This is a genomic window from Streptomyces misionensis (genome assembly GCF_007896895.1).
GTDB lineage: Bacteria > Actinomycetota > Actinomycetes > Streptomycetales > Streptomycetaceae > Streptomyces > Streptomyces misionensis_A.
The window spans coordinates 17505-30139 of sequence record NZ_VOGW01000204.1 but is presented as its reverse complement, the minus strand read 5'-3'; the positions used below and the strand labels follow the sequence as shown (position 1 = coordinate 30139).

The window sequence follows — 12635 nt, the reverse complement described above, 5'->3', positions numbered from 1 at the left end:
ACCGTGCTGGTCGCCTCCACCGCCTTGCTGACGCTTTCCGCCGCGTTCCCGGCAGTTGCCGCCGAGAAGCCGGACGACGACAAGGCGAAGCCGCCGGGGAAGATGTCGGAGATCGGCGGCGCGCGGCTGGGCCAGGCCGGTACGCAGGTGAACGCCGGGCCGGGGGTGCCGAAGCTCCCGAAGAAGCTCACCGGGCGGTCCTGGATCGTCGCGGACGCGGAGAACGGGGACGTGCTCGCCGCGCACAACGCGCACTGGCCGCTGCCCCCGGCGTCCACCCTGAAGATGCTGTTCGCGGACACCCTGCTGCCCCGCTTCCCGAAGACGACGGAGCACCGGGTGGCGGCCCGGGACCTCGACGGCATGGGCGAGGGCTCCAGCGTGGTCGGGATAAAGGCGGGCCACACCTACAGCGTCCACGACCTGTGGCTCGGGGTGTTCCTGCGCTCGGGCAACGACGCGGTGCACGTGCTGTCCGCGATGAACGGGACCGTCGCCGACACCGTGCGGGACATGCAGCGGCACGCGGACGAACTCCAGGCGCGGGACACCCACGTGGTCTCCCCCGACGGCTACGACGAGCCGGGCCAGGTCTCCTCGGCGTACGACCTGTCGCTGATCGCCCGCTCCGGGCTCCAGAAGAAGGACTTCCGGGACTACTGCTCCACCGTGAGCGCCGACTTCGGCGGCACGGAGATCCGCAACACCAACCGGCTGCTCAGCGGCGACACCGATGTCCCGGTCTACCAGGGCATCGCGGGCGTCAAGAACGGCAACACCACACACGCGGGCGCCACCTTCACCGGGGTCGCCGAGCGGGGCGGCCGGGTGCTGCTCGTCACCGTGATGAACCCGCAGAAGGCGGAGCACAACGAGGTCTACAAGGAGACGGCGAAGCTGTTCGACTGGGGCTTCCAGGCGGCCGGCAAGGTGACTCCGGTGGGCGAGCTGGTGCCGCCGAGGACCGCCGCTGCGACCACCGGCGCGCCGAGCGGTTCGGCGACGGCACCGGCCCCGGCCGGGCGGGCGGTCTCCGAGCCGGTGGCGGCCGCCGCCGGCGGCTCCCGGGGCATGGGCACCGCGCTCGGAGTCGCGGGCGGTCTGCTGGTGCTGCTGGCGGGCGGGGTGTTCCTGGTCAACCGCCGGTGGCCGCTGCCGGATCTGATGCGCCGTCGGCCTCGCTCCTGACCTCGGCCGCGTCGCTCGGGGTGGCCGTCCAGGCGGCGCAGTACAGGACGAGTTTCGCGGTGAAGTTGATCCACAGCAGCAGCGCCACGGGGACGCCGAACGCGCCGTACATGCTCTTCGCGGCCACCCCCTGGATATAGCCGCTGAGCAGCAGTTTCAGCAGTTCGAAGCCGACCGCGCCGAGCAGTGCGGCGATCACCAGACGGCGGCGCGGCGGCTCCACCCCGGGCAGCAGGGTCAGCACGTAGAGCAGCACGAGGAAGTCGGCGAGCACGGCGACGGCGAAGGCGGCGACCTGGAGCAGCACGGTGCCCCAGCCGTGCTGGTCGAGGCCGAGCTGCTCGGAGACCTTGCCGACGGCGGCCGAGGCGAGGGTGGAGGCGGCGAGGGTGACCAGCAGGGCGCCGCCGAAGCCGACCAGGACGCCGGCGTCCTTGGCCTTGGCGACCAGCGGGTTCTGCTCCTGGTCCGGCAGCTCCCAGACCGCGCGCAGGCAGTCCCGCACCTGGCCGACCCAGCCGACGCCGGTGAACAGCAGCGCGGCACCCGCGATCACTCCGACGGTGCCGGCGTTCTGGACCAGCGAGGTGATGTCCAGCTGGCTGGAGACGACCCCCGGGAACTGCTCGGCGATCTTGTGCTCGACGGTCTGCTGCTGGGCGGTGCTGAGGGTGGCGGCGGCGACGGCCGCGGCCACGGTGAGCAGCGGGAACAGCGCCACGAAACTGACGAAGGTCATCGCGGCGGCCAGCCGGGACCACTTCACCCGGTCCAGCCGCTCGAACGCCCGCCACGCGTGGGTCGCCGTCAGCCAGGTCACCAGCGGCCCGATGACGGGCAGTCTCTTGAGCCAGTCCATGATCCGTCCCTGCCCTCTGCGCGACGTCCCATGTGTGGGTACCCCGCAACCGGCCGACGGAGCCCGACCGTCCCACCTTCGGGTGATCTTGGCCCCGGCAAGGTGACGAAGGACGAACAGCCCACTTATGGACGATACGGTCACGGGCATGTCTGTGACGGACGCCCTCGCCCTGCCCAAGTCCCTGCTCGTCCTCGGCGGCACCTCCGAGATCGGCCTCGCCACCGCCCGCCGGCTGATCGCCCGCGGCGCCCGCACCGTGTGGCTGGCCGGCCGCCCCTCCCCCGCCCTGGACCGGGCCGCCGAGGACCTGCGCGCCCTCGGCGCCGACGTCCGCACGGTCGGCTTCGACGCCCTCGACCCCGCGGCCCACGAGGCCGCGCTCGGCAAGGTGTTCGCCGAGGGCCCCGTCGACCTGGTGCTGCTCGCCTTCGGCGTCCTCGGCGACCAGGCCCACGACGAGCGCGAACCGCTGCGTGCCGTACGGGTCGCCCAGACCAACTACACCGGGGCCGTGTGCGCGGGCCTGATCGCCGCGAGCGCCCTCCAGTCCCAGGGCCACGGCTCCCTCGTCGTCCTCTCCGCCACCGCCGGCGAGCGCGCCCGCCGCGCCGACTTCATCTACGGCTCCAGCAAGGCGGGCCTGGACACCTTCGCCCAGGGCCTCGGCGACGCCCTGTACGGCACGGGGGTGCGGGTGATGGTCGTACGCCCCGCGTTCGTGCGCACGAGGATGACGGCGGGCCGGCCCCGGGAGCCGTTCGCCACCACCCCGCAGGCGGTCGCCACCGCGATCGAACTGGGGCTGCGCCGGGGCTCGGAGACGGTGTGGGTGCCGGGTGTGCTGCGGCTGGTGACGGCCGCGCTGCGGCACGCGCCGCGCGCGCTGCTGCGCAGGCTGCCGCTGTGAGGAGCGGTTACCGGCTGGCGATGGTGCCGCGGCCGATGTCGGCCGGGCCGGCCTGGGTCGGCACCACGGGGCCGCCGAAGGTGAACTCGCGCAGCTTGCGCCACACCCCGTCCGCGCCCTGCTCGTACAGCGCGAACCCGGTGCACGGCCACTCGGCCTCGAAGCCGGCCAGCTCCGCGAAGGCGCGGTCCATCGCCGCCTCCTCGATGCCGTGCGCCACGGTGACATGGGGGTGGTACGGGAACTGGAGTTCGCGGGCACACGGCCCGGAGCCCTCGCGGACCCGCTGCTGGAGCAGCGCGCACTCCTCGGCGCCCTGGACCACCCGGACGTAGACCACCGGGGACAGCGGCCGGAAGGTGCCCGTGCCGTGCAGCCGCATCGGGAACGGGCGGCCGCCCGCGGCGACCCGGACCAGATGTGCTTCGACGGCGGGCAGCGCGTCCTCGGGGACCTCGGTCGGCGGCAGCAGCGTGACGTGCGTGGGAATGCCGTAGGCCGCGGCGTCGCCGAAGCCCGCGCGCCGCTCCTGGAGCAGGCTGCCGTGAGGCTCCGGGACCGCGATCGACACGCCGATCGTTACGGTCCCCACGTCGTCTCCTGTCGTCGCGTCCGTCGTCCGCCCGGCCGGGTCTCCCCGGCCCTCGGATTCGACTGTACGGCTATGGATGTCCTGTGGGCAGGCGCAACGGAAGTGATGTGCAGCGCTCTGCCCCCACGGGCGTGCGAACGGCCGTGCTCCTCAGCGCCGGTCCGTGCCTCACGGCGCGGTCCGTGCTCCTCGGGGCGGCCGTACGCGCTCAGTGCTTGGCCGGCAGGAAGCCGACGCGGTCGTAGGCCTGGGCCAGGGTCTCCGCGGCGACGGCGCGCGCCTTCTCCGCGCCCTTGGCCAGGACCGAGTCCAGCGTCTCGGCGTCGTCCAGGTACTGCTGGGTGCGCTCCTTGAACGGCGTCACGAACTCCACCATCACCTCGGCGAGGTCGGTCTTGAGGGCGCCGTACATCTTGCCCTCGTACTCCCGCTCCAGCTCGGCGACAGACTTGCCGGTGAGGGTCGAGTAGATGGTGAGCAGGTTGGACACGCCCGGCTTCGCCTCGGCGTCGTAGCGGATCACCGTGTCGGTGTCGGTGACGGCGCTCTTGACCTTCTTGGCGGTGGTCTTCGGGTCGTCCAGCAGGTTGATGAGGCCCTTCGGCGTGGACGCCGACTTGCTCATCTTGATCGACGGGTCCTGGAGGTCGTAGATCTTCGCCGTCTCCTTGAGGATGTACGGCGACGGGATCGTGAACGTCTGCCCGAAGCGGCCGTTGAACCGCTCGGCCAGGTCCCGGGTCAGCTCGATGTGCTGGCGCTGGTCCTCGCCGACCGGCACCTGGTCGGCCTGGTACAGCAGGATGTCCGCGACCTGGAGGATCGGGTAGGTGAACAGGCCGACGGAGGCCCGCTCGGCGCCCTGCTTGGCGGACTTGTCCTTGAACTGGGTCATCCGGCCGGCCTCGCCGAAGCCGGTGAGGCAGTTCATCACCCAGGCCAGCTCGGCGTGCTCCGGGACGTGGCTCTGCACGAACAGGGTGCAGCGGTCCGGGTCCAGGCCGGCGGCGAGCAGCTGGGCGGCGGCCAGGCGGGTGTTGGCCCGCAGTTCCTTCGGGTCCTGCGGGACCGTGATCGCGTGCAGGTCGACGACCATGTAGAAGGCGTCGTGACTCTCCTGGAGCGACACCCACTGGCGGACGGCGCCGAGGTAGTTACCGAGGTGGAACGAGCCGGCGGTGGGCTGGATACCGGAGAGCACGCGAGGCTTTTCAGCAGAGGCCATGTCCCCCATTCTCTCATCGGCCCAGGGTGCGCCAGGCCCCTGAGGTGGGGCGCGGTCGCCCGCGCCCCGGTAGAGCGCCTCAGCCCAGGTCGACTTCCGGGTACAGCGGGAAGCCCGACACCAGGTCGGTCGCCCGCTGGGCGATCTCCTGCGCGACCTTCTCGTCCAGCACGTGGGCGGCCTTGCTCGGGGCGCCCGACTTGGTGGTGCCCGGTTCGGTGGTGGTGAGGACCCGGTCGATCAGGCCCGCCACCTCGTCCATCTCCGCCGTGCCGAGGCCGCGGGTGGTCAGGGCGGGGGTGCCGATGCGGATGCCGGAGGTGTACCAGGCGCCGTTGGGGTCGGCCGGGATGGCGTTGCGGTTGGTGACGATGCCGGAGTCGAGGAGGGCGGCCTCGGCCTGACGGCCGGTGAGGCCGTAGGAGCCGGCGACGTCGATCAGGTTGAGGTGGTTGTCGGTGCCGCCGGTGACCAGGGTGGCGCCCCGGCGCATCAGGCTCTCGGCCAGCGCGCGGGAGTTGTCCACGATCCGCCGGGCGTAGTCCTGGAAGGAGGGCTGCCGGGCCTCGGCCAGGGCGACCGCCTTGGCGGCCATGACGTGCGGCAGCGGGCCGCCGAGGACCATCGGGCAGCCGCGGTCGACCTGGTCCTTGAGGGAGTCGTCGCACAGCACCATGCCGCCGCGCGGGCCGCGCAGCGACTTGTGGGTGGTGGTGGTGACGATCTGGGCGTGCGGGACCGGGTCGAAGTCGCCGGTGAGGACCTTGCCCGCGACCAGGCCGGCGAAGTGGGCCATGTCGACCATGAGGGTCGCGCCGACCTCGTCGGCGATCTCGCGCATGATCCGGAAGTTCACCAGGCGGGGGTAGGCGGAGTAGCCGGCCACGATGATCAGCGGCTTGAACTCGCGGGCCTGGGCGCGCAGCGCCTCGTAGTCGATGAGGCCGGTGGCCGGGTCGGTGCCGTAGGAGCGCTGGTCGAACATCTTGCCGGAGATGTTCGGGCGGAAGCCGTGGGTGAGGTGGCCGCCGGCGTCCAGGGACATGCCGAGCATCCGCTGGTTGCCGAAGGCCTGGCGCAGCTCGGCCCAGTCGGCGTCGGTGAGGTCGTTGACCTGGCGGGCGCCGGTCTTCTCCAGGAAGGGGACCTCGACGCGGTCGGCGAGCACGGCCCAGAAGGCGACCAGGTTGGCGTCGATGCCGGAGTGCGGCTGGACGTAGGCGTGCCGGGCGCCGAAGAGCTCCCGGGCGTGCTCGGCGGCCAGGGACTCGACGGTGTCCACGTTGCGGCAGCCGGCGTAGAAGCGGCGGCCGACGGTGCCTTCGGCGTACTTGTCGCTGAACCAGTTGCCCATCGCGAGGAGGGTGGCCGGCGAGGCGTAGTTCTCCGAGGCGATCAGCTTGAGCATCGCGCGCTGGTCGGTGACCTCCTGGCCGATGGCGTCGGCGACCCGCGGCTCCACGGCGCGGACCACGTCGAGGGCGGCGCGGAAGGCGGTGGACTCGGTGGACAGGGGCTCTGGCATGGGGACCTCCGGACGGTGTGCGTTCAGCGTTCACGTTCGGCCCAGGCGCACGGCACTGATTTCCCGCGAGGCCGCTCCCCGATGGTCCGTCCCATCCCAGCGCGCCAGTCACGGCCCGTGGCTCAGCGTACCGGGCGCGCGCGGACCGGAAGATCCGACGTCCACCATGCGGGCGAGGGCGGCCGGAAAACCGCTTGCCGATCCGGCGTCCCGCCAGCAAGATCATCCAGTTCGGAAATCAAACTCGCTTCTGATGCTTGGATGAACATGCGAAGACTCTGTCTGCTGCTCGTGGCGGTCCTGGCCGCGGTCACCGGTGTGGTGGCCCTGCCGGCGTCGTCCGCCTTCGCGGCGTCGGCCCCGCCGTCCTCCACCGGCCAGCGCTGGGCCCTCAAGGTGAACGGGCTCTACGTCGCCGCCGAGGTGAACGACTCCGGCGCCCAGAACGGCAAGCTGCGGGCCCGTTCGACCTCCGTCGGCAGCTGGGAGACCTTCAGCCTGCACACCGACAACATCTCGGGCGTGGGCTACGGCACGACCATCACGCTGCGCAACGAGGAGAACGGCCTCTACGTCACCTCGGAGATCAGCACCACCGGCAGCCAGGCGGGCATGCTGCGCGCCCGGGGCACCAACACCGGTTCCTGGGAGCGCTTCTACGTCGTCCCACAGAGCGACGGCACGTACGCGCTGAAGTCCGCCGCCAACGGGCTCTACGTCACGGCCGAGTTCAACTACACCGGCGGCGACCAGGGTCTGCTGCGCGCCCGTTCCGGCACGGTCGGCAGCTGGGAGCGGTTCACCTTCGAGAAGGTCGGCGGCACCGGGGCCACGACGGCGCCCCCCGCCCCGGCCGTGAAGGCCTCGGGACGGCACGACATCGCCTCGTGGAACCTGTGCGCGAACAACAACACGAGCGCGGCGTGCAAGCTCCAGTACGCCGACGCGGACACGGTCGCCTCCGGCGTCGCCGGCGACCTGGCCGGCTCGCTCGGCCACCGGCCGGAGGCGATCTTCTTCCAGGAGATCTGCGAGAAGGCGGTCAAGCCGCTGGAGCTCCAGCTGGAGAGCCGGCTCGGCGGCGGCTGGGACGTGCGGTTCGCGCCCACGTACTACAAGGTCGTCGACGCGGACGGGTCGACCGACCCGACGCTCATGGCCCAGAAGAGCTGCATGGACAGCACCAGCGGCACCGACCGCGGCTCCTTCGGCATCGCCCTCGCGGTCAAGGACACCAACACCTGGTACCGCGGGTACACGCTGCCGTCCCCGGCCGGCAAGGAACAGCGTCCCGCGCTGTGCGCCGCCGTCCCCGAGGACGGGACGGTCTACTGCGACGCGCACCTCAGCAGCGGCCACTACCTGGACAGCAACGGCAAGGAGGCCGGCGACGACCCCGACGGCACCAAGCGCAAGCAGCAGGCCGCCCAGCTGCGGTCCATCGTGGACGGCCTGGAGAGCGCCGGGTACACGGCCTTCTACGGCGGCGACCTGAACACGACCACGGCGGACGTGTCCTTCCTCGACACCCTGTACTCCGGTCACCAGGAGTGCGGTCAGGCGGCCCCGGACGCGGCGCACACCGGCGCGCCCACCGACGGCAACAACAAGATCGACTACATCTTCGGCCCGGTCGGCCCGTCGTACGGCTGCGAGGTCGTGGACCCGGCGCTCTCGGACCACCGGGTGATCCACGCGACCGTCACCTTCTGAGCCCGCTCCGCCCGCCGGTCCCCCCGGTTCGCCGGAGGGGCCGGTCGCTCAGAGGATCACGTGCGGCAGGAAGCGGGCGTACTCGTCGGTGACGGGGCCCGCCGACTCGCGGATGCCGAGGCCCGCCGGTTCGCCGTCGACGACCCAGGCGCCGAGGACGACGTGGTTGCCGTCGAAGACGGGCAGCGGGGCGAGCCGCTGGTAGCAGCAGGGGTCGGGGCGCGGCGCGGACGCGCTGCCCGGCGGGTGCAGGGTGATGCCCTCGCCCTCGCGCCCCAGCAGGGGTTTGGCGACGTAGCCGGTGGCGGCGAGGTCGCGGGGACCGTCGAGGTGGGCGGCGAGCAGGTTGGGGTGGCCGGGGTACAGCTCCCACAGGACGGCCAGCAGGGCCTTGTTGCTCAGGAGCATCTTCCAGGCCGGTTCGATCCACAGGGTGCTGCCGCTGCCGCCGCCGTGGTCGAGGGTGTCCAGGACGTGGCCGCCGAAGGCGTCGGTGGTGAGCCACTCCCAAGGGTAGAGCTTGAAGATGCTGCGGATGAACCGGAGCCGGTTGTCCACGAAGCGGCCGGAGAGGGTGTCCCAGCCGATCTCCTCCATCGCGAGCCAGTCGGTCTCCAGGCCCGCCTGCTGCGCGGTCTCCTTCAGATAGGCGACCGTCATCAGGTCCTCGCCCAGCTCGTCGGCCGCGGAGTGCGCGAAGTGCAGCGGGCTGCCGGGCGGCAGCAGCGCGGCCTGCCGGCGCCAGGACTCCACCAGGCGTTCGTGCAGGGAGTTCCACTGGTCGGCGCCGGGGAAGCGGTCCTCCATCCAGAACCACTGCGGGGAGGCGGCCTCCACCAGGGAGGTGGGGGTGTCGGCGTTGTACTCCAGCAGCTTGGCGGGGCCCGTGCCGTCGTAGCGCAGGTCGAAACGGCCGTAGAAGGAGGGGAGTCCGGCGCGCCGGTGCCAGGACTCCGTGACCGCCGCGGCCACCCGCGGGTCGGTGATGCCGAGGTCGGCGAGGCGGCCTTCCGCCACGATGTGGCCGGCCGCCGCCAGGCACATGGCGTGCAGTTCCGCGACCGTCTCCTCCAGCGCCTCGATCTCGGCGAGGGAGAAGACGTAGTACGCGCTCTCGTCCCAGTAGGGGCGCAGACTCCCGTCGGGGTGGCGGGTGAGCGGGTAGATCAGCCCCTGCTCCTCGACGGTCCGCTGCCAGCCGGGGCGCGGGGTGGTGGTACGGCGTTCCATCCGATGCCCCGGTCAGCCGCCGGAGCCGTGGGAGCCGCCGCCGAAGCCGCCGCGGTGCACTCCGTGGCCGCCGCCGTAGTGGTCCGAGGAGTCCCCGTGCCCGCCCGAGGAGCCGGACCTCCGGCTGGGCTTGGTGAAGGAACCGCCGTCCACCCAGGCGCCCTTCTTCTTGCCGCCGTAGTACCAGGCGCCGTCCACCCGCGTCTTGACGGACTTGCAGTTCTTGTCCGAGACGGCCTTGTAGCCCTTGGCGTAGTCGTAGCTGCCGCGGTCCACGCAGCGCTTGTCCGGCTCGGAGGAGCAGGCGGTGAGCGCGGCGGCGAGCAGCCCCACCCCGCCGAGCACCACCGCACCGGAACGCAACCGACGCGTCGATTCGGCCATCTTCTTTACCCCCGTGTGTGCCGCGAACGCTCCGGGCCAGCCTAGAGACGGGTGTGAAGACCGGCCAAGGGGGGGGGTGAGCATGTCAGGCCTCCCCTAGAGTCCCTTTGTGCTCTTTGGAATGGTGTGTGCCCTCGGGGCGGCGGTCTGCTTCGGTGCCGCGACGGTGTTGCAGGCGGTCGCGGCGCGGCAGGCGGGTCCCGGCGGGGGCGGTGAGGCGGCGCTGCTGCTGCGGGCGTTGCGGCAGTGGCGGTATCTCGCCGGGCTGGCGCTGGACGGGCTGGGCTTCCTGTTCCAGATCGCGGCGCTGCGTACGCTGCCGATCTACGCGGTGGGCGCCGCCCTCGCGGCCAGTCTCGCGGTGACGGCGGTGGTCGCGGCCCGGCTGCTGGCGGTGCGGCTCAGCGGCACGGAGTGGGGCGCGGTGGGCGTGGTGTGCGCCGGGCTCGCGATGCTGGGGCTGGCGTCCGGCCCGGAGGGCGGCGCGGACGGCTCGGACACGCTGCGGTGGGTGATGCTCGCGGTGGCGGTGGGGCTGCTGGCGCTCGGGTTCGCGGGCGGCCGGCTGTCCGGGCCCGCGCGGGGGCCGGTGCTGGGGCTCGGGGCCGGTCTCGGGTTCGGGGTGGTGGAGGTGTCGGTCCGGCTGATCGACAGCCTCGCGCTGGGCGCCCTGCTGACCAACCCGGCGGTCTACGCGCTGCTGATCGGCGGGGGCGCCGCCTTCATGCTGCTGACCTCGGCCCTGCAACGCGGTTCGGTGACGGCGGCGACGGCCGGCATGGTGATCGGCGAGACGATCGGACCGGCGGCGATCGGCGTCGTCTGGCTCGGCGACCGCACCCGTGAGGGTCTGGCCTGGCTCGCGGTGCTGGGCTTCGCGGTGGCGGTGGCGGGCGCGCTGGCCCTGGCCCGGTTCGGCGAGGCGCCCGCGGCAGAGGCCGAACAGGAGTGAGGGACCGGCTGCGCCCCCCGCAGCGCAACCGGTCCGCGCACCATCCTGTGCCGTCCGGCCGCCCGTGACCAGGAGCTTCTTTTTCCGGAACCGGCTTTTCAGGAACGTAGACTTCCGGTATTTGCCGGGGCGGGGCGGCGAGGTCGCGCGCTCACCGGGAGGGAACGAGGGATGGACAGGCAAGCCCTGCGGTCGCTGCTGCGCCACAAGCGCTCGCTGATCGACCCCACCGAGCTGGGCTGGCCCCGCCGCACCGGGCGCGGCCGGCGCTCCGCCGGACTCTCGCAGGCCCAGGTGGCGCACGCGCTGTACGTCTCCGAGCGCACCTACGCCCAGCTGGAGCGGGGCGACATGCCCTCCCCCGCGCCGGAGTTCCTCGACGCCGTCGCCGGGGTGCTGCGCATGGCGGAGCCGGAGCGGAGCGCGCTGTACGTGTACGCGCTGGGCCACGAGCCGCCCGTCCCGATGAACCCGGAGGCCGGCACCCGGGTGGACCCGGCCTGGCCCATGGCGGTCCGGGGCGTGTCGGGCCTGCCCTGCTACGTCAACGACGTGGCCTGGAACCTCCTCGGCTGGAACGACGACTTCCTGCGCATGTTCCCCCGGCGCCAGGGCGCGGAGCCCGAGTTGCCCGAGCGCAACCTGATGCGCTGGATGCTGCTGTGCGAGGAGGCGCGCGAGCACCATCTGGTGGACTGGGAGGAGCGGTGGGCGGCGCCCGTCGCGGCCCAGCTGCGGGCGGCGGTGGCGGCCCATCCGGACAACGCCGATCTGCGCCGGCTGGACGCCGAGGTGAACGACGACCCCGTGGTGGGGCCCGTCTACCGGCGGCACGACATCACCTATGTGCAGCAGGACGGGGACACCCGGCCGGTGCGCCACGCGGGGCTCGTCTCCCCCGGCGCGGACCGGTGCTGCGCCGAGCACGCCCCGTCGGTGCCGGGCGCGGTGACCCTGTGCGCGGCGCAGCCGCTGGGTTCGCCGGGCGCCCGGTTCTTCTTCCTGGTGTTCCGGCCGGCCGCCGGCTGAGCCGTGCCGCTACGGCAGCACCCGGCACAGCGCCTCCAGCGCCGCCGGCCAGGCGCTGTCGGAGGGGGTCCCGTAGCCCACGACCAGCGCGTCCAGGTGCTCGGCCGTGCTCTTGGGGTGCCGGTAGTAGGACAGGCCGTGCAGGGCGAGGCCCTGCCAGGCGGCGGCCTGGATCACGGCGGGCTCGGTGCCGGGCGGCAGCCGCAGCACCGCGTGCAGTCCGGCGGCGATCCCGGTGACCCGCACCCCGGGCGCCCGGTCGGCGACGGCGGCGGCGAGCGCGTCGCGGCGGCGCCGGTAGCGCAGCCGGGCGGAGCGGACCTGCCGGTCGTAGGCGCCCGAGGTGAGGAACTCGGCGAGGGTGAGCTGCTCCAGCACGCCCACCGTGTCGGAGTGCCCCTTGGCCGCGGTGACCTCCTCCGCCAGGTCGGGCGGCAGCACCATCCAGCCCAGCCGGATGCCGGGCGCCAGCGACTTGCTGGCGGTGCCGAGGTAGACGACGCGGTCGGGATCGAGGCCCTGGAGCGCGCCGACGGGCTGGCGGTCGTAGCGGAACTCGCCGTCGTAGTCGTCCTCCAGGACCAGCGCGCCGGTGCGCCGGGCCCAGTCCACGACCGCCGCGCGCCGGTCCGGGTGCAGCGGCAGGCCCATGGGGAACTGGTGGGCGGGGGTGAGGAGTACGGCGCCTTCGGTGCCCAACGGGCTCGGCTCGGTGCCGAGTCCGTCGTACGCCAGCGCGGTGGTCGTGAGGCCCGCGTTCTCCAGCAGTCCCCGGTACAGGTCGAGGCCGTACGGCTCGACGGCCACCGTGCGCACCCCGCGGGCGCGCAGCACCGGTCCGAGCAGCCGCAGGGCGCCCGAGAAGCCGGCGCTGACCACCGTGTTCTCCGGGTCGGCGTGCACGCCCCGGGCGCGGGCGAGGTAGCCGGCGAGGGCGGTGCGCAGCTCGGGGCGGCCGCGGGGATCGCCGTAGCCGAGGGCGTCGTTGGGGGCGGCGGCCAGCGCGCGGCGGGCGGCCCTGGCCCATT

12 protein-coding genes and 1 riboswitch are annotated in these 12635 nt (G+C 72.9%); of the genes, 5 read left to right on the top strand and 7 right to left on the bottom strand.

What is annotated here, in order from left to right:
- Positions 1-1188, top strand: a 1188-nt coding sequence (locus tag FRZ03_RS38035; protein WP_261399506.1) for a D-alanyl-D-alanine carboxypeptidase family protein, incomplete at its 5' end; no start/stop codon positions are given.
- Here FRZ03_RS38035 and FRZ03_RS38030 read toward each other — a convergent pair.
- Positions 1136-2047: a YihY/virulence factor BrkB family protein gene (locus FRZ03_RS38030; RefSeq protein WP_146469721.1), complete on the bottom strand. Its 912-nt coding sequence runs from the start codon at positions 2045-2047 to the stop codon at positions 1136-1138. The two genes, FRZ03_RS38035 and FRZ03_RS38030, sit on opposite strands and share 53 nt — an antisense overlap.
- A gap of 148 nt (positions 2048-2195) precedes the next feature.
- Here FRZ03_RS38030 and FRZ03_RS38025 point away from each other — a divergent pair, with 148 nt between their 5' ends.
- Positions 2196-2957 (top strand): SDR family NAD(P)-dependent oxidoreductase, encoded by a 762-nt coding sequence (locus tag FRZ03_RS38025; RefSeq protein WP_186785829.1) that lies wholly within the window; start codon positions 2196-2198, stop codon positions 2955-2957.
- Between the two features lie 7 nt (positions 2958-2964).
- Here FRZ03_RS38025 and FRZ03_RS38020 read toward each other — a convergent pair whose 3' ends face one another.
- The 3 genes from FRZ03_RS38020 to FRZ03_RS38010 all read right to left on the bottom strand — a co-directional run bounded on the left by FRZ03_RS38020 (position 2965) and on the right by FRZ03_RS38010 (position 6299).
- Positions 2965-3549 carry a 2'-5' RNA ligase family protein gene (locus FRZ03_RS38020; protein ID WP_146469720.1) on the bottom strand — a complete coding sequence of 195 codons (585 nt, stop codon included), beginning with the start codon at positions 3547-3549 and terminating at the stop codon, positions 2965-2967.
- Between the two features lie 208 nt (positions 3550-3757).
- Positions 3758-4783, bottom strand: coding sequence for a tryptophan--tRNA ligase (gene trpS / locus FRZ03_RS38015; RefSeq protein WP_398662244.1), 1026 nt, complete (start codon positions 4781-4783; stop codon positions 3758-3760).
- Between the two features lie 70 nt (positions 4784-4853).
- Positions 4854-6299, bottom strand: coding sequence for a glycine hydroxymethyltransferase (locus tag FRZ03_RS38010; RefSeq protein WP_146469718.1), 1446 nt, complete (start codon positions 6297-6299; stop codon positions 4854-4856).
- Between the two features lie 32 nt (positions 6300-6331).
- Positions 6332-6421, bottom strand: a riboswitch (ZMP/ZTP riboswitch).
- Between the two features lie 139 nt (positions 6422-6560).
- On the opposite strand from FRZ03_RS38010, the gene FRZ03_RS38005 reads away from it, so the two are divergent.
- Complete coding sequence (locus FRZ03_RS38005) at positions 6561-8012, top strand: endonuclease/exonuclease/phosphatase family protein (protein ID WP_146469717.1); 1452 nt, start codon at positions 6561-6563, stop codon at positions 8010-8012.
- Between the two features lie 48 nt (positions 8013-8060).
- On the opposite strand, the gene FRZ03_RS38000 is transcribed toward FRZ03_RS38005, so the two are convergent.
- The gene (locus tag FRZ03_RS38000) at positions 8061-9242 is read right to left on the bottom strand and encodes a glutathionylspermidine synthase family protein (protein WP_146469716.1); all 1182 of its coding nucleotides are present in this window, start codon (positions 9240-9242) and stop codon (positions 8061-8063) included.
- A gap of 12 nt (positions 9243-9254) precedes the next feature.
- The gene (locus FRZ03_RS37995) at positions 9255-9626 is read right to left on the bottom strand and encodes a hypothetical protein (RefSeq protein ID WP_146469715.1); all 372 of its coding nucleotides are present in this window, start codon (positions 9624-9626) and stop codon (positions 9255-9257) included.
- Between the two features lie 121 nt (positions 9627-9747).
- On the opposite strand from FRZ03_RS37995, the gene FRZ03_RS37990 reads away from it, so the two are divergent.
- Both FRZ03_RS37990 and FRZ03_RS37985 read left to right on the top strand, forming a co-directional pair.
- Positions 9748-10578 carry a DMT family transporter gene (locus tag FRZ03_RS37990; RefSeq protein WP_146469763.1) on the top strand — a complete coding sequence of 277 codons (831 nt, stop codon included), beginning with the start codon at positions 9748-9750 and terminating at the stop codon, positions 10576-10578.
- Positions 10579-10749: 171 nt separating this feature from the next.
- Positions 10750-11607 carry a helix-turn-helix domain-containing protein gene (locus FRZ03_RS37985; RefSeq protein WP_146469714.1) on the top strand — a complete coding sequence of 286 codons (858 nt, stop codon included), beginning with the start codon at positions 10750-10752 and terminating at the stop codon, positions 11605-11607.
- A 9-nt stretch (positions 11608-11616) separates the two neighbouring features.
- On the opposite strand, the gene FRZ03_RS37980 is transcribed toward FRZ03_RS37985, so the two are convergent.
- Positions 11617-12635: aminotransferase-like domain-containing protein (locus tag FRZ03_RS37980; RefSeq protein WP_146469762.1), on the bottom strand; the 1019-nt coding region annotated here is incomplete at its 5' end.

Bases quoted from the DNA above. Each gene is read 5' to 3' on its own strand.
- FRZ03_RS38005 (WP_146469717.1), top strand. From the start codon at position 6,561: ATGAACATGCGAAGACTCTGTCTGCTGCTCGTGGCGGTCCTGGCCGCG.
- FRZ03_RS38025 (WP_186785829.1), top strand. From the start codon at position 2,196: ATGTCTGTGACGGACGCCCTCGCCCTGCCCAAGTCCCTGCTCGTCCTC.
- FRZ03_RS38030 (WP_146469721.1), bottom strand. From the start codon at position 2,047: ATGGACTGGCTCAAGAGACTGCCCGTCATCGGGCCGCTGGTGACCTGG.
- FRZ03_RS37990 (WP_146469763.1), top strand. From the start codon at position 9,748: ATGGTGTGTGCCCTCGGGGCGGCGGTCTGCTTCGGTGCCGCGACGGTG.
- FRZ03_RS38000 (WP_146469716.1), bottom strand. From the start codon at position 9,242: ATGGAACGCCGTACCACCACCCCGCGCCCCGGCTGGCAGCGGACCGTC.
- FRZ03_RS37985 (WP_146469714.1), top strand. From the start codon at position 10,750: ATGGACAGGCAAGCCCTGCGGTCGCTGCTGCGCCACAAGCGCTCGCTG.
- FRZ03_RS38010 (WP_146469718.1), bottom strand. From the start codon at position 6,299: ATGCCAGAGCCCCTGTCCACCGAGTCCACCGCCTTCCGCGCCGCCCTC.
- FRZ03_RS37995 (WP_146469715.1), bottom strand. From the start codon at position 9,626: ATGGCCGAATCGACGCGTCGGTTGCGTTCCGGTGCGGTGGTGCTCGGC.
- trpS (WP_398662244.1), bottom strand. From the start codon at position 4,783: ATGGGGGACATGGCCTCTGCTGAAAAGCCTCGCGTGCTCTCCGGTATC.